Origin of the sequence: Streptomyces rapamycinicus NRRL 5491, from assembly GCF_024298965.1 — a bacterium.
GTDB classification, from domain to species: domain Bacteria; phylum Actinomycetota; class Actinomycetes; order Streptomycetales; family Streptomycetaceae; genus Streptomyces; species Streptomyces rapamycinicus.
This window is the reverse complement of the sequence record NZ_CP085193.1, coordinates 1,564,825-1,579,859: the sequence shown is the minus strand read 5'-3', so window position 1 is coordinate 1,579,859 and position 15,035 is coordinate 1,564,825. Positions and strand designations below refer to the sequence as shown.

Here is a 15,035-nt window from a genome sequence, read left to right as displayed (position 1 = left end):
CGCCACCGTACGACAGGAGAGACAATGAGCGGCACCCACGGGGGCGAACTCCTCGCCATCAGCGACCTTCATGTGGCCTATCCGGAGAACCGGGCGATCGTGGAGCGGCTGCGGCCCGGCTCCGACGACGACTGGCTGATCGTCGCGGGGGACGTCGGCGAGGTTTTCTCCGAGATCGAGGAGGTCCTCGGCCTGCTGAGCGAGCGCTTCGCCAAAGTCATCTGGTCACCCGGGAACCACGAGCTGTGGACCCATCCCAAGGACCCATTGGAAGTCAGGGGGGTGGCGCGCTACGAGGCGCTGGTGGAGATGTGCCGGGCGAAGGGCATCGTCACGCCCGAGGACCCCTACCCGCTCTGGGAGGGCATCGGCGGGCCGCTGGTCATCGCCCCGCTGTTCCTGCTCTACGACTACACCTTCCGCCTCGACGGCCTGGCCACCAAGGAGGCCGCGCTGGCCCACGCCCATGAGGCGGGGGTGGTCTGCACCGACGAGCACTTCCTGCACCCCGACCCCTACCCCACCCGGGACGCGTGGTGCCGGGCCCGGGTCGCCGAGACCGAGGCGCGGCTGGCGGCCGTCGACCCGGAGCTGCGGACCGTGCTCATCAACCACTGGCCGATGACCCGGCTGCCCACCCGGGTGCTGCGCTACCCCGACTTCGCGCTGTGGTGCGGCACCGAGCTGACCGCCGACTGGCATGTGCGGTTCCGGGCCGAGACGGTCGTCTACGGCCATCTGCACATCCCCCGGACGACGGTGGAGGACGGGGTGAAGTTCCAGGAGGTCTCGGTCGGCTACCCCCGGGAGTGGAAGGCCCACGGCCGGCTGCCCGAGGACCCGCTGCGCCGGATCCTCCCGGTGCCGGTGGCGTAGGGGTGCCGGTGGCAAAGGGGCGGCGCGGGGTGTCTTGACGGGGCCGGAGGGCGGCGCCGTACGGTCTCGGCTGTGAACCCTGTCGAGGCGTTCCTCCCCGAGACCTACACCGCCGGTGTCCCGTACGCCCTGTTCGGCGAATTGCGGGCCACCCGCCCCGTCTGCCGGATCGACGAGCCCGCGGTCGGGGCCTGGCCGGCCGGCCCCGGCTTCTGGGCGGTGTTCCGGCACGCCGACGTCAAACACGTCCTGCGCACCCCCGAGGTCTTCTCCTCCCACCTCGGGGCCACCCAGATCCGCGACCCCGACACGCCCGCCGACCTGGAGTTCGTGCGGGCGATGATGCTCAACCAGGACCCGCCCGACCACTCCCGCAGCCGCCGTATCGTCGCCGCGGCCTTCACCCCGCGCGCCGTACGGGAGCTGGAGGCGGCCATCGAGGAGCGCGCGGTGGCGCTCGTGGACTCCGTGGCCGGGCGCGGTGAGGCCGACTTCGTGGAGCTCGCCGCCGATCTGCCGGTCTGGACCCTCGCCCAGGTGATGGGCGTCCCCGAGGGCGACCGGCGGCTGCTGTTCGACTGGGCCGGCAGGGTCATCGGCTACCAGGACGCCGACTACGCCGGACTGTCCACCGCGGCCCGCGAGGAGCTGAGCCCCATCGGGCGCGCCGCCCTCGCCCACCGGCCGTCCTCGGCGCCGCGCCGCCCGGACGGCCGGCCGATGAACCCGCGCTCCCGCGAGGCCCTGGCCGATATGTTCGCGTACGCCCACGCACTCGCCGAGCGGCCCCGGCCGGGCAGTGTGATGGCGCGGATGCGGGAGGGCGGGCTGAGCCGGGACGAGTTCGAGAACATGTTCTTCCTCTTCGCCGTGGCGGGCAACGAGACGCTGCGCAACGGCATCCCGGGCGGGCTGCTCACCCTGCTCGACCACCCCGAGAGCCTGCGGCTGCTGCTCGACCGGCCCGAGCTGACCGGCTCCGCGGTGGAGGAGATGCTGCGCTACTGGCCGCCCGTCATCGACTTCCGGCGCACCGCCACCCGCGATGTGGAGCTCGGCGGACAGCTCATCCGGCGCGGTGCGAAGGTCGTGGTCTTCCACGCCTCGGCCAACCGCGACGAGACGGTCTTCACCGACCCCGACCGGTTCGACGTCACCCGCGCCCCCAACGACCATCTGAGTTTCGGCTTCGGGCCGCATGTCTGCCTGGGCGCGCATCTGGCCCGGGTCCAGATGCGGGCCATGCTGCGCGCCGCCCTGGACCGGCTGCCGGGGCTGCGCCGGGCCGGTGAACCGGTGCGGCTCACCTCCAACTTCCAGAACGGGCTCAAGACTCTCCCCGTGCGCTGGGGAACAGATCGGTGAAGGCCGTCGTCGAGTCGCCGACCGACCGTCCGAAGGGCTCGTCGAAGTCCCACACCAGGAAGAGCAGGAAGACGATGAGCGCGGTGAACATCACCGCGAGCATCAGCTCCCGGGGCGAGCGGCGGATCTGCAGGGTGAAGACCAGCCCGATCACCAGCGCCGCGCCGAGCACCAGGCCGAACCAGACCAGCGGGGGCATGGTGGACCCCGCGCTCTGCTGCCGGGCGCCGCGCGCGTCGTCCACGGCGGCCACCTGATCCACCATCGGCTGATACGCCTGCGACTGGAGGTCGTTGTGCGGGGCCGCGAGGGTGACATCGCGGCGCAGGGTGGTCAGCAGCTCGGTGCCGCGGTCGGTGAGCTCGCCCTTGTCGAGCATCACCTTCCACTCGGTGTGCACCACATGGTCCACATACGTGTCCACGTCGTCGCGGATGCGGTCGCGCACCGGGCGGGGGTAGACGCTCGCCCGCTCGGCCACCTCGTGCAGCGCCTGCGCCTCGGTACGGACCCCGTCCTGCGCGGCGGAGCGCGCCTCCCAGACACCGGCGATGGCCAGGCCCAGCACGATCGCGTAGACCACGCCGATCATCATGATCATGTAGTCGAGGACATCGGGGGTCTCGTCCGGATCGTCATCCTCCCCGAGTCTGCGGGAGTTGAGGACCGCCCCGGTCACCACGACCGCGCAAGTCCCGGCCATCACCAGGGTCATAATCAGCCATTCGGGCATGGGTGAACCTCCCAAGCGGTTCGGCGGTGGGCCGTCAGCCGCGCCGCCCGCCGCGCGCGCCGGAGCGCGAACGCGGACGGAGAGCGGCGGCCGCGAGGACCGCGGGCGCGGTGAGCAGCAGAGTGAAGGTGACCAAGGAGGTCCCGTCGTCGGGCTTCTTGCGCGCGGGCTTCTCATACGCGTGCATCTCGACGGCACGGGTCCTGGTCGGTGCGGGAACCGGCGCGGGGGGTGAGGCCGGAGGCTGGGTGCGCGAGGGCGGGGGCGGCGGCAGCGCGGGCGCGCGGGTGGGCCCCGGCGCGGGGAGCCGCGGAGCGGGCGTGGGGGAGGGGGCCCGCGGCGTGGGGGTGGGGGTCGGTGTGGGCGTACGGCTCGGCGTGGCGGACGGACTGGGGGCGGGCGTCGAGGACGGCGTCGGCGTCGGGGTGGGCGTAGGAGTCGGCGACGGCGTGGGTGTGGGCGTAGGGGTGGTCGGTGTGGGCGTGGGCGTGGGGGTCGGCGTCGGAGTCGGCTTGGGGGGTTTGGGACACCAGCCGTATCGGGCGACGAGGCCGACCGGGCCCGCCGAGGCGGCGACGCACACACACAGGCCGGGACCGATCCGGATCCGCACCCAGGCGAGCGGTCCGTCGTCCGGGCCCCCGGCCCGGGACCGGGTGTCGGCCGTCGGCCGAGGGGAGGCGGGCGCTGTCGCCGGACCGTCACCGTCCTCGTCGGCCAGGGCTGTCGCCCCCGCCGAGGTGAGGACAAGGGCAGTGGCCAGGACCCCCGCACGCCATACGCGCTGCCATCGCTTCACGAGGAGATATTCGGCCGAACGGGCGCCCGCCAGCCGTGTGACTACCGGAATTCCCTCGAATAGGGGAATGGGCAGTGCTGACATTGGCGCATCGAGATTTAGCCGAGGACATTCCCCTCAAGCGCGCTCGGCTGACCGGGCGCGGCCCGCCCCGGTCAGCCGAGCACCCCGGTCACGGCCCGCCGAAGCTCCCATGCCGTCCCGCGCCCGCGGCGAACCGCGCCGCGCCGTCCAGCCCCTCGGCCAGCGCCGCCTGACCGTGGCGCAGCTCCCGCGCCATGGCCTCGTCCTCCGGCAGCCCCTCCTGCTCCAGCAGCGAGGCCCGGTCCGAGCGCAGACACGTCTGCGGGAAGCGGGCGATCCCGGCCGCCAGCCGCTCTGCCTCCGCGCGCGCCCGCCCCGGGGGTACGACGCGGTTGGCGAGCCCGATGGCGTATGCCTCGTCGGCCGGCACCGGCCGTCCCGTCAGCACCAGGTCCATCGCCCGGCCGGCGCCGATCAGCCGTGGCAGCCTTACTGTTCCACCGTCGATCAGCGGGACGCCCCAGCGGCGGCAGAACACCCCGAAGACCGCGTCCTCCTCGGCGACGCGCAGATCGCACCAGAGCGCCAACTCCAGCCCGCCCGCCACCGCGTGGCCACTGACCGCCGCGATCACCGGCTTGGCCAGCCGCAGCCGGGTGGGCCCCATCGGGCCGTCGCCGTCCTCGGCCACCCGGTTGCCGCGCGGTGTGCCGACCGCCTTCAGATCGGCCCCGGAGCAGAAGGTGCCGCCCTCGCCCCACAACACCGCGACCCGCGCCTCGGGATCGGCGTCGAAGGCGCGGAAGGCGTCGGCCAGCGCCCGGGCGGTCGTGCCGTCGACGGCGTTGCGCGCCTCGGGGCGGGAGAGCACGACCGTGGTGACCGGGCCCGCCCGCTCCGTGCGAACCGTAAGGCGCGCACCGGCCGCGTCCTCCGCTTCCTCTCGTGGACCGGCCGGGCCGTCCGCGGGCGTCACCGCGCGTCCTTCGGGCGGGCCCGCTCCAGGATCGGGCCGGTGTCGGTGCCGGGCGGCAGGGTGCCGAAGGCGTGCCCCCAGTCCCCGTCGAGCCGCGAGGCGCAGAACGCGTCGGCGACCGCCGGATGGCTGTACCGCACCAGCAGGCTGCCCTGCAGCACCAGCGTCATCTGCTCGGCCAGCCGGCGCGCCAGCAGCTGCGCCCGCTCGGGGTCGGTGAGCTGCGGCAGCAGCCCGCGCAGCCGGTCCACGGCCGCGTCCAGCCGGGCGTCCGCCCCGGCCGCGGCGTCGACCTCGGCCAGGAACGCCTCCAGGGCGCCGTTCTCCCGGCCCAGCGCGCGCAGCACGTCGAGCGCGGCGACGTTCCCCGAGCCCTCCCAGATCGACAGCAGGGGCGCCTCTCGATACAGGCGGGGCATCCCGGACTCCTCCACGTAGCCGTTGCCGCCCAGGCACTCCAGGGCCTCGGCGGCGTGGGTGGCGCCGCGCTTGCACACCCAGTACTTGCTCACCGCGAGCCCCAGCCTGCGCAGCGCCGCCTCACTCTCGTCCCCGTCCTCGGCGCGGTCCAGAGCGGACGCGAGCCGCATCGCGAGCGTGGTGGCCGCCTCCGACTCGACCGCCAGATCGGCGAGCACATTGCGCATCAGCGGCTGGTCGACCAGCTCGGCGCCGAACGCCCGGCGGTGCTCGGCGTGGTGCAGCGCCTGCCGCAGCCCGGCCCGCATGCCCGCCGCCGAGCCGATGACGCAGTCCAGCCGGGTGACGTTGACCATCTCCACGATGGTCCGCACCCCGCGGCCCGGTTCGCCGACCCGCCAGGCCAGGGCGGACTCGTACTCGATCTCGGCCGACGCGTTGGACCGGTTGCCCAGCTTGTTCTTGAGCCGCATCAGCCGCAGCGGGTTGCGGCTGCCGTCCGGCAGCACCCGGGGCACCAGGAAGCAGGTGACCCCCTCCTCCGTCCGGGCCAGCGTCAGGAAGACATCGCTCATCGGCGCGGAGGTGAACCACTTGTGGCCGGTGAGCACGTATCGGCCCTCGCCGTCCGGGACGGCCCGGGTGGTGTTGGCGCGGACGTCCGAGCCGCCCTGCTTCTCCGTCATCGACATTCCCGCGATCAGGCCCCGCTTGCCGAGCGGCGGGCGCAGCCCGAAGTCGTAGGTGCGGGCGGTCAGCAGCGGTTCGTACCCGGCGGCGAGCTCCGGCTCGGCGCGCAGCGCCGGGACCGCCGCGTACGTCATGGAGATCGGGCAGCCATGGCCGGGCTCGGCCTGTGCGAAGGCGTAGAACTTGGCCGCGCGCACCAGATGGGCGCCGGGGCGGGTCTCGCTCCACGCCGCCGCGTGCTGGCCGCTCTCCACGGCGACGCCCATCAGCTGGTGGTAGGCGGGGTGGTACTCGACCTCGTCGACGCGGTGGCCGAAGCGGTCGTGGGTGTGCAGCACCGGGGGGTGCTCCTCGGCCATCCGCGCCCAGTCCTGCACCTCGGCGGAACCTGCCCGCGCGCCCAGGTCCCGCACCTCCTGTTCGCCCCAGCCGCCGCCGTGCCGCCGCAGGGCCTCCAGCAGGGCGGGGTCGTCCGCGGTGCTGAAGCCGATGAGCGGCGGGGCCTGGTTGAGGACCTCGTGCGTAGCGCTCATGGCAGACATCTCCTCGTTCGCGGTGGTCTCCCGGGCCCGACCGGGGCTCACATCCCCAGGGCCTTACACTTCTATTATGCGCGACGAAGAACTGTAATGGATAGGGTTTCGCGTAACCATGGACGACACCGGAACCCTCACCCTGCGGCCGCTGACCGCGCGCTCGGTCGTGCTCAGCACCCTGCTGGGCCTGCACCCGCCCCAGCTGCCCGCCCGCGCCCTGGTGCGCGTCGGCGCGCTCTTCGGCACCGCCGAGGGCACCATCCGGGTCGCGCTCACCCGCATGGTCGCCGCCGGTGACCTGGAGCAGAGCGGCGGCACCTACCGGCTCACCGACCGGCTGCTGGCCCGCCAGGCGCGACAGGACGAGAGCCGCGCCCCCCGCACCCGCCGCTGGGACGGCGCCTGGGAGATCGCGATCGTCACCTCCGACCGGCGCGAGGCGGCCGAGCGCGCCGCCCTCCGCCAGGCCATGGCCACCCTGCGCCTGGCCGAGCTGCGCGAGGGCACCTGGATGCGCCCCGCCAATCTCGTCCACCCGCGCCCGGACGTCGCCGCCGGGCAGTGCGGCTGGTTCACCGGCGCGCCGGAGGGCGATCCGGCCGAGCTCGCCGCGCGCCTGTGGGACCTGGACGGCTGGGCACACCAGGCCCGGCTGCTCGGCGCGGCGCTGGACGGCGCGGCGGAACCGGCCGACCGCTTCACCGTCGCGGCCGCCGCCCTCCGCCACCTCCTCGCCGACCCCGTCCTCCCCGGCCGGCTCCTGCCGGAGGGCTGGCCGGGTGCGGAGCTGCGCCGCCGCTACGACGCCTTCGAACGCGACTTCCGGGCGTGGCTGCCGCGGTACGCGGGCGGCGGCTGACCCCGGCGGCGTCCCTCAGCCGGAGACGCCGCCCCGCGCCCGGCTACGCCGATTCGCGGATCACCAGCTCCGTGGGGAGGACCAGCGCCGGTTCGATGCTCTCTCCAGCGGTCAGGCGCAGCAGTTGGCGGGCCAGCCGACGGCCGATGCCGCCTATCGGCTGGCGCACGGTGGTCAGCGGGGGTTCGGTGTAGCGCGCGGGCTCTATGTCGTCGAAGCCGACCACCGCCACGTCGTCCGGCACCCGCCGGCCCGCCAGGCGCAGCGCCCGCAGCACCCCGATCGCCATCAGGTCGGAGGCCACGAACACCCCGTCCAGCCGGGGCTCCCGGTCCAGCAGCTCCCGCATCGCGACCGCCCCCGACTCCTGGGTGAAGTCCCCGACCGCGACATGCGCCGCCAGCCGCGCCCCGTCCAGCGCCGCCCGGTAGCCCGACAGCCGGTCCATCCCGGCCACCATGTCCTGCGGGCCCGCGACCGTGGCGACGCGGGTGCGCCCGGAGCGGATCAGATGCTCAACGGCCAGCGCCGCGCCCGCCGCGTTGTCCACCCCCACGTACGGCGGCGACGCCGGGCCCGGCACCCGTTCGTTGCAGACCACCGGGATGCCCATCCGGGCCAGCGCGGCGGGCAGCGGATCGGCGCCGTGCATCGACGCGACCATGACCCCGTCCACATGGCGGGCCAGCGCGAAGCGCTCGATGCGGTCGCGGCTGGCGGCGGAGCGGGCCATCATCAGCACCAGCTGCTTGTCCGCGGCCTCCAGTTCCTGGCTCACCCCGCGCACCACGCCCGGGAAGAACCGGTCGTCGGAGAAGACCCGGCCCGGCTCCTCGGGGAGCACCAGCGCGAAGGAGTCGGTGCGCTGGGTGACCAGGCTGCGGGCCGCCTGGTTGGGGATGTAGCCCAGCTCCTGGATGGCGCTCAGGACCGCCTCACGGCTGTCCTCACCGACCTTGGTCGAGCCGTTGACGACACGGGAGACGGTGGCGCGCGAGACACCCGCGCGCCGCGCCACGCTCTCCAGGGTGGGCCGGGGCCGGTGCATCCGCGCATACCTCGCTGTTCGCTCACTGACGGGTCGATACAGCATGGATCAAGACCGGTCAGGGCGCGAGGACGCGGGCGCGGCAAACCGACGGGGAGCCCCAGGCGGAGCGCAGGGCGCGGGCCCTGCGGATCCACAGCGAGAGGTCGTACTCGTCGGTGCAGCCGAGCGCGCCGTGCAGTTGGAGGGCGGTGCGCGCCGCCGCGTACGCGGCGGCGCCGGTGGCCACCTTCGCCGCGGCGACCTCCGCCCGGGCGTCGCTCGTGGACCCTGACGCGAGCGCGCCGCCCGCGGGTCCCGACACGAGCGCGCCGCCCGTGGACCCCGACGCGAGCGCCACCGCGGCCCCGTACAGCAGCGGCCGGGCGAACTCCAGGCCGATGAGCGCGTCCGCCAGCCGGTGCTTCACCGCCTGGAACGAGCCGATCGGGCGGCCGAACTGGATGCGCTGCCCGACGTACGCCGCGGTGCGCTCCACCAGCGCGAGCCCGGTGCCGAGCGACAGCGCGGCCGTGGCGAAGGCGGCCCAGTCCGCGGCGCGCGCGGCGGCCGCGGCCACGGCCGGGCCCCGGGCGAGCAACTCACCGCCGGGCAGCGGCCGGGCCAGCCGGCGGGCCGGGTCGAACGAGGGCTGGACCGGCCCGTGCCCCGGGGCCAGCCACAGCTCCTCGCCCGCGACGGCGAAGACGGCGTCGGCGGCGTCCGCGTCCAGCGCGTACGGCCCGCCGTCGGCCGCCGCGAGCGTCACCGGCGCCCGCCCGTCGGCGATCCGGGGCAGCCAGCCCTCGGCCACCTGACCGGTCCGCGCCGTGCCGCCCTCGGCGAGCGCGGCCAGCAGCACCGCGGCGGCGGCCGTCTCGGCCAGGGGCCCCGGCACGGCGTGCCGCCCCGCCGCGACATACGCCACGCCCAGCTCGACGGGCAGTGGCCCGACGCCCTCGTACGCCTCCGGTACGGCCAGCCCGGTCACCCCGGTGTTGGCGAGCCGCCCCCACACCGCGCGCCCCGGCGCGTGCTCGCCGCGCCCCCAGGCCCGGATGGCGTGCGGCGTGTCGGCGCCGCCGAGCATCCGGTCCACGGTGCGGCCGAAGTCCGTCTGCGCCTGATCCAGCATGAACCTCATCCGAGCGCCCTCTCGTCGGCCAATGGGCTCGTCACCCGCCACGGGGCGCACCGCCTCGGCCGCGGCCACGGACCCGTCACCCTCACCGGCGCCCCTTCGGCAGGCCCAGCAGCCGCTCGGCGATGATGCCGCGCTGGATCTCGTTCGTGCCCGCGGAGATCGGGCCCGCCAGGGCGAAGGTGTAGCCGTCGGACCACGGGCCGGGCGCGTCCGGGTCGTCGGCGGCATCGGACAGTTCGCCGTGGGGGCCCAGCAGGTCCAGGGCCGTCGCGCGGCCGCCTCGATCCCCGGCTCGCTCCCGGCCTCGTCCGCCCGTTCCCGCCACAGCGCCACCAGGCGCCGCGCCGCCGCGGTGAACCGGCCGGGGCTGCGCAGGGTCAGCCCGCGCTCGTTGCCCGCCGTGCCCATCGCGATGCGCCAGCCCTGCCCCGGCTCGCCGATGACGTCCTCGTCGGGGACGAACACCTCGTCCAGGAAGAGCTCCGCGAAGGCGGGCTTGCCGTCGAGGCGGCCGATGGGGCGCACGGTCACACCGGGCGCGTCCAGGGCGAACATCAGATACGTCAGCCCCCGGTGCGGTGCGTCCGCCGCCGGGTCGCTGCGGAACAGGCCGAAGGCCCGGTCCGCGAAGGCCGCCCGGGACGACCAGGTCTTCTGTCCGCTCAGGCGCCAGCCGCCGTCGGCGCGGCGGGCGGTGGAGCGCAGCGAGGCGAGGTCGGAGCCCGACTCGGGTTCGGACCACGCCTGGGCCCAGATCGTCTCGCCGCGCGCCATCGGCGGCAGGATCCGGGCGCGCTGCTCGGCGCTGCCGTGCTCGAAGAGGGTGGGGGCGAGCAGGCTGATCCCGTTCTGGCTCACCCGGCCGGGCGCGCCCGCCGCGTAGTACTCCTCCTCGAACAGCAGCCTCTCGATCACCGACGCGCCCCGGCCGCCGTACTCCTCGAGCCAGGTCACCGCCGACCAGCGGCCGGCCGCGAGGGCGCGCTCCCAGGCGCGGTGCGCCGCGAAACCCTCGGCGGTCTCCAGGGAGGGGAGGGGCGCGGCGGGTGTGTGCGCGGCCAGCCACCGTCGCCACGGACGGCTGGACGCGGTGGTCAACAACGCCGGGCTCGGTGGCACCGCCCTGCTGACGGAGATGACCGACGAACAGTGGGACAAGGTCATCGACGTCACCCTGAACGGCACCTTCCGCTGCGCCCGCGCCGCGCTGCGCCGGATGAAGGCCGACGGCCACGGCGGGGTCGTGGTCAACAACGCCTCGGTCGTCGGCTGGCGCGCCCAGGCCGGTCAGGCCCACTACGCGGCGGCCAAGGCGGGCGTCATGGCGCTCACCCGCTGCGCCGCGGTCGAGGCCGCCGCGTACCGGGTGTGGGTCAACGCGGTCTCGCCGAGCCTGGCCATGCATCCGCATCTGGTGAAGGTCACCACCCCCGAACTGCTGGCCGAGCTCACCGAGCGCGAGGCCTTCGGCCGGTACGCCGAGCCCTGGGAGGTGGCCAACGTCATCGTCTTCCTGGCCAGCGGCTACTCGTCGTACATGACGGGCGGGACGGTGTCCGTGAGCAGCCAGCACCCATGAGGCGAGAATGGGAACGTGCCGAATTCCACCAGGAACCGCGCTTCCACCGGAAACAGTGCGAAGAACAGCGAGAAGAAGACGACCGTGACCCCGTCCCCCGAGCGACGGCGCGAACTGCTCTCGACCGCGGCGGAGGTCTTCGCCGCCCAGGGGTACAACGCGACCACCGTCCGCCGGATCGCGGACGAGGCGGGCATGCTCGCGGGCAGCCTCTACTACCACTTCGACTCCAAGGAGTCGATGGTCGACGAGATCCTCTCCACCTTCCTGAACGAGCTCTGGACCGGGTACGACGAGGTGCTCGGCGCCGGACTCGGCCCCCGGGAGACCGTCGAGGCACTCGTCACCGAGTCCTTCCGGGAGATCGACCGGCACCGCGCCGCCGTCGAGATCTACCAGAAGGAGTCCAAACACCTGTCCACTCAGCCGCGCTTCCGCTATCTCGCCGACTCGCAGGGGAGATTCGAGCGGGCATGGCTGGGCGCGCTCGAGCGCGGGGTGGCCGAGGGGGCCTTCCGCGCCGACCTCGACGTCCGGCTGGCGTACCGGTTCCTGCGCGACACGGTGTGGGTCGCCGCCTCCTGGTACCGGCCGGGCGGCCGGCACAGCCCCGAGGAGATCGCCCGCCAGTATCTGTCGATGGTCCTGGACGGCATCACTCCGCGAGAAGGACAGAACAGACACGTCGAGACCGCACAACGAAAGACACAAAGGCCGTAAGACCGTCATGACCTGAGGGACCTCAAGGAGCTGCCATGCCCGAGGCATACATCGTGGAAGCGGTAAGGACGCCGGTGGGGCGGCGGAAGGGCGGGTTCGCCTCCGTCCACCCCGCCGATCTCGGCGCCCATGTCCTGCGCACGCTGATGGAGCGCTCGGGCGCCGACCCGGCCGCCGTCGAGGACGTCGTCTTCGGCTGTCTGGACACCGTGGGCCCACAGGCCGGGGACATCGCGCGCACCTGCTGGCTGGCCGCCGGGCTCCCGGAGGAGGTCCCGGGCGTGACCGTCGACCGGCAGTGCGGCTCCTCGCAGCAGGCCCTGCACTTCGCCGCCCAGGCGGTGCTCTCCGGCACCCAGGACCTGGTGGTCGCGGGCGGCGTGCAGAACATGTCGATGGTGCCCATCGGCTTCGCCAGCGGCAAGGCCAGCGCGCCCCTGGGGCTGACCGAAGGACCCTTCGCGGGCTCGGAGGGATGGCGGGCGCGCTACGGCGACCGGCCGGTCAGCCAGTTCTACGGCGCCGAGCTGATCGCCGAGAAGTGGGGCATCAGCCGCGAGGCCATGGAGGAGTTCGCGCTGGCCTCGCACCAGCGGGCGCTGCGCGCCATCGACGAGGGCCGCTTCGACCGCGAGACCGTCCCGTTCCGGGACGTCGCGGTGGACGAGGGACCGCGCCGGGACACCAGCCTGGAGAAGATGGCCGCGCTCAAGCCGCTCATCGAGGGCGGGCGGCTCACCGCCGCGCTCTCCTCCCAGGTCTCCGACGGCGCCGCGGCCCTGCTGCTCGCCTCCGAACAGGCCGTACGGGAGCACGGCTTGACCCCGCGCGCCCGGGTGCACCATCTGTCGGTGCGCGGCGAGGACCCGATCCGGATGCTGTCCGCGCCCATACCGGCGACCGCGCACGCGCTGAAGAAGACCGGGCTGACCATCGGCGACATCGACCTGGTCGAGATCAACGAGGCGTTCGCCCCCGTCGTCCTGGCCTGGCTGAAGGAGACCGGAGCCGACCCCGGGCGGGTCAACGTCAACGGCGGCGCCATCGCCCTGGGCCACCCGCTCGGCGCCACCGGCGCCAAGCTGATGACGACCCTCCTGCACGAACTGGAGCGCACCGGAGGCCGCTACGGCCTGCAGACGATGTGTGAGGGGGGCGGTCAGGCGAACGTCACGATCGTCGAGCGGTTGTGAGGACCGCGACGGTCGCCTCGACGGACGGAGTCCGGCGCATCGCCGAGCGGTTGTGAGGACTCCGACCGGACGCCTTCCCGTGGCGACCGCGCCCGGCCCCGCGGATGATGGTGCTGCTCCGAGGGCGGGACCGAGGCCGGGAGGACAGTGCCATGGCGTGCGGATCGACCAAGCTCTGGAACGGCGAGGCCACCTGGTTCTGTTGTGGCAGCGCCTGGGGTCCGTGCGCCTCCGCGGGCGGCGGCGCGTGCGGCACCTGCCGGTCCAGCGCCCTTCAGGCCGCCTGGCCCAACGCCTCCAAGGCGTGCTGGGACATCACCCGGCCGGACCTGTGCGGCGAGGACATACCCCGGCGCGGCTGCGGCTCGGTGATGAAGGTGCGCCATGACTGCTCGGGCGCGAGCGTCTGTGTCACCGTCAGCGACTGCGGCCCCCGCACCCGAGGCTTCTGCTCCGAGTCCACCTGCTGCGACGGGGTCTGCCGCACCAACCGGGTCATCGACCTCACCCCCGCCGCCTTCTCCGCCATCGGCAGCCTGAGCTCCGGCACCCTGCCGGTCTCCATCTTCGAATGAGGCGGGCCCGGCCATGAGCGCGTACCGAACCGGCGATCCCCTCGACCGCCGTCGCTTCCTCACCACCGCCGCCCTCCACGGCGCCACCGTCGTCGGGGCGACCGCCCTGGGCGCCGTGGACGCCGACGCCGCCTTCGCCGCGCCCATACGCCCCCTGGACCCCGCGGTCGCCGAGAGCGCCTTCGCCGAGGGGCGGATCACCGCGATCAACGACGATGTCCTGGCGGTCGCGGGCTCCTACGGCGACCACTCCCGGGTGCGGGTCACGGGCGCCACCAGTGTCTGGAAGGCCCGGGCCACCACCGCGGCCGACATCGAGACCGGCGACGGCCTCTACGCCCGCGGCGTCCCCCTGCCCGACGGCACCCTCGCCGCCGACGCGGTGTGGGTCAACATCGTGAACCTCCACGCCACCATCCGCGGCATCGAGAAGACCCGGCTGCACCTCGCCCACGGGCAGCACGAGATCGTCGGCAACCTCATGGCGGAGACCACCAGCGCCGCGTACGGCACCGCCTCGCCCACCGCCGATCTGTCCCGGCTCACCATCGGGCAGAGCGCCCAGGTGCTGGGCGCGTGGCGGCCGTCCGACGGCTCCGTGGACCTGGTCCGGGTCGCGGTCGCCCCCGGCGCCGGGAGGCGGCGGTGAGCGCCCTGGTCCGCGACCTCGCCCCGCTGGTGCTCGCCGGGGTGCTCGGGCCGGCCGGTGCGAGCAAGCTGTTCGGCCGGGGCGCCGCCCGGCAGGCGCCGCGTACCGCGCTCGCGCGGCTGCTGCGTGACGGCGGCCGGGCCGCGCTCGCCCTCCGCGTCCTCGGCGCGGTCGAACTCCTCCTCGCCGCCGCGCTGCTGGCACCGCCCCTCACCTGGCTCCCGGGGGCGGCGGCCACCCTCCTCGGCGCGGGCTTCCTCGGCTACCTCGGCTACGCCCGCGCCGCCGCGCCCGGCTCCTCCTGCGGCTGTACGGCGCGGCCGGACGCCCCCCTCACCTGGCGCGCCTTCGTCCGGGCCGCCGCGGTCCTCGCGGGCGGGGTCGCGGCGGCCCTGGCCCAGCAGCCCTGGTGGACCGCGGCGGGCCGCCGTCCGGCCGCGGCGCTGTGCCTGGTCCTGGCCGCGGCGGCGGCCCTGACGGCCCTCTCCGCCGATCCCGACCGCCGCTGGCGGATGCCGCTGCGCCGGCTGCGGCTGCGGTTCACCGGGCATCCGCTCGCCGCGACCGGAGCGCGGACGGCGGTCCCGGTCGCCGCGACGGTCGAACTGCTGGAGCGTTCGCGCGCCTGGCAGAGCGTCTCCCGTGTGGTGCGCTCCGCGCTGCTGGACCACTGGGACGACGGCGGCTGGCGCATCCTGCAGTTCGCCGGGGTGTACGGGGGCGGCCCGGCCGCGCGGCCGGTGCTGGTGCTCTTCGCGGTGGACGCCGGGGCCAGCCTGGACACGGTGCCTGAGCCCGCCGTCCGGGTCAGCGTCATCGACGCGGACAGCGGGGCCCCGGTCATGGCCACGGCGTGAGGCCCGCCGAGCG

General features: G+C 74.5%; 15 protein-coding genes and 2 pseudogenes. 9 read left to right on the top strand and 8 right to left on the bottom strand.

Features of this window, described 5'->3' with window-relative positions:
* Nucleotides 1–24: 24 nt before the first annotated feature.
* On the top strand, nt 25–876 hold the full coding sequence (locus LIV37_RS06500; RefSeq protein WP_020866300.1) for a metallophosphoesterase family protein: 852 nt from the start codon (nt 25–27) through the stop codon (nt 874–876).
* Nucleotides 877–948: 72 nt separating this feature from the next.
* Complete coding sequence (locus LIV37_RS06495) at nt 949–2,241, top strand: cytochrome P450 (RefSeq protein WP_020866299.1); 1,293 nt, start codon at nt 949–951, stop codon at nt 2,239–2,241.
* On the opposite strand, the gene LIV37_RS06490 is transcribed toward LIV37_RS06495, so the two are convergent.
* From LIV37_RS06490 to LIV37_RS06470, 5 genes are all read right to left on the bottom strand, one after another.
* A complete protein-coding gene (locus LIV37_RS06490; RefSeq protein WP_020866298.1) occupies nt 2,204–2,974 on the bottom strand; it encodes a bestrophin-like domain in 771 nt (256 codons plus the stop codon). The genes LIV37_RS06495 and LIV37_RS06490 overlap by 38 nt on opposite strands.
* 34 nt (nt 2,975–3,008) lie before the next feature.
* Nucleotides 3,009–3,161 carry a hypothetical protein gene (locus LIV37_RS06485; RefSeq protein ID WP_020866297.1) on the bottom strand — a complete coding sequence of 51 codons (153 nt, stop codon included), beginning with the start codon at nt 3,159–3,161 and terminating at the stop codon, nt 3,009–3,011.
* The gene (locus tag LIV37_RS06480) at nt 3,148–3,504 is read right to left on the bottom strand and encodes a hypothetical protein (protein ID WP_020866296.1); all 357 of its coding nucleotides are present in this window, start codon (nt 3,502–3,504) and stop codon (nt 3,148–3,150) included. The genes LIV37_RS06485 and LIV37_RS06480 overlap by 14 nt, the downstream gene beginning before the upstream one ends.
* A gap of 441 nt (nt 3,505–3,945) precedes the next feature.
* On the bottom strand, nt 3,946–4,773 hold the full coding sequence (locus LIV37_RS06475; RefSeq protein ID WP_020866295.1) for a crotonase/enoyl-CoA hydratase family protein: 828 nt from the start codon (nt 4,771–4,773) through the stop codon (nt 3,946–3,948).
* Nucleotides 4,770–6,416 carry an acyl-CoA dehydrogenase family protein gene (locus LIV37_RS06470; RefSeq protein WP_020866294.1) on the bottom strand — a complete coding sequence of 549 codons (1,647 nt, stop codon included), beginning with the start codon at nt 6,414–6,416 and terminating at the stop codon, nt 4,770–4,772. Before LIV37_RS06470 ends, LIV37_RS06475 begins: the two co-directional genes overlap by 4 nt.
* Nucleotides 6,417–6,534: 118 nt before the next feature.
* Between LIV37_RS06470 and LIV37_RS06465 the strand changes: the two genes are divergently transcribed.
* Nucleotides 6,535–7,278, top strand: coding sequence for a PaaX family transcriptional regulator C-terminal domain-containing protein (locus tag LIV37_RS06465; protein ID WP_020866293.1), 744 nt, complete (start codon nt 6,535–6,537; stop codon nt 7,276–7,278).
* Nucleotides 7,279–7,321: 43 nt separating this feature from the next.
* Here LIV37_RS06465 and LIV37_RS06460 read toward each other — a convergent pair whose 3' ends face one another.
* From LIV37_RS06460 to LIV37_RS06450, 3 genes and pseudogenes are all read right to left on the bottom strand, one after another.
* Entirely contained in the window at nt 7,322–8,326 is a 1,005-nt protein-coding gene (locus LIV37_RS06460) for a LacI family DNA-binding transcriptional regulator (protein WP_020866292.1), read from the bottom strand.
* A gap of 58 nt (nt 8,327–8,384) precedes the next feature.
* Nucleotides 8,385–9,449 (bottom strand): acyl-CoA dehydrogenase family protein, encoded by a 1,065-nt coding sequence (locus tag LIV37_RS06455; RefSeq protein WP_121825760.1) that lies wholly within the window; start codon nt 9,447–9,449, stop codon nt 8,385–8,387.
* Between the two features lie 82 nt (nt 9,450–9,531).
* Nucleotides 9,532–10,568: pseudogene (locus tag LIV37_RS06450) on the bottom strand (acyl-CoA dehydrogenase family protein).
* Here LIV37_RS06450 and LIV37_RS06445 point away from each other — a divergent pair.
* The 6 genes and pseudogenes from LIV37_RS06445 to LIV37_RS06420 all read left to right on the top strand — a co-directional run.
* Nucleotides 10,510–11,028: pseudogene (locus LIV37_RS06445) on the top strand (SDR family oxidoreductase); the annotation flags it as partial. The pseudogenes LIV37_RS06450 and LIV37_RS06445 sit on opposite strands and share 59 nt — an antisense overlap.
* Before the next feature lie 84 nt (nt 11,029–11,112).
* Nucleotides 11,113–11,748 carry a TetR/AcrR family transcriptional regulator gene (locus LIV37_RS06440; protein WP_121825762.1) on the top strand — a complete coding sequence of 212 codons (636 nt, stop codon included), beginning with the start codon at nt 11,113–11,115 and terminating at the stop codon, nt 11,746–11,748.
* A gap of 35 nt (nt 11,749–11,783) precedes the next feature.
* Nucleotides 11,784–12,941, top strand: coding sequence for an acetyl-CoA C-acetyltransferase (locus LIV37_RS06435; RefSeq protein WP_020866288.1), 1,158 nt, complete (start codon nt 11,784–11,786; stop codon nt 12,939–12,941).
* A 152-nt stretch (nt 12,942–13,093) separates the two neighbouring features.
* On the top strand, nt 13,094–13,516 hold the full coding sequence (locus tag LIV37_RS06430; protein ID WP_020866287.1) for a septal ring lytic transglycosylase RlpA family protein: 423 nt from the start codon (nt 13,094–13,096) through the stop codon (nt 13,514–13,516).
* A gap of 13 nt (nt 13,517–13,529) precedes the next feature.
* Nucleotides 13,530–14,165, top strand: coding sequence for a hypothetical protein (locus LIV37_RS06425; RefSeq protein WP_020866286.1), 636 nt, complete (start codon nt 13,530–13,532; stop codon nt 14,163–14,165).
* Nucleotides 14,162–15,022 carry a MauE/DoxX family redox-associated membrane protein gene (locus tag LIV37_RS06420; RefSeq protein WP_121825763.1) on the top strand — a complete coding sequence of 287 codons (861 nt, stop codon included), beginning with the start codon at nt 14,162–14,164 and terminating at the stop codon, nt 15,020–15,022. The genes LIV37_RS06425 and LIV37_RS06420 overlap by 4 nt, the downstream gene beginning before the upstream one ends.
* Nucleotides 15,023–15,035 lie beyond the last annotated feature (13 nt).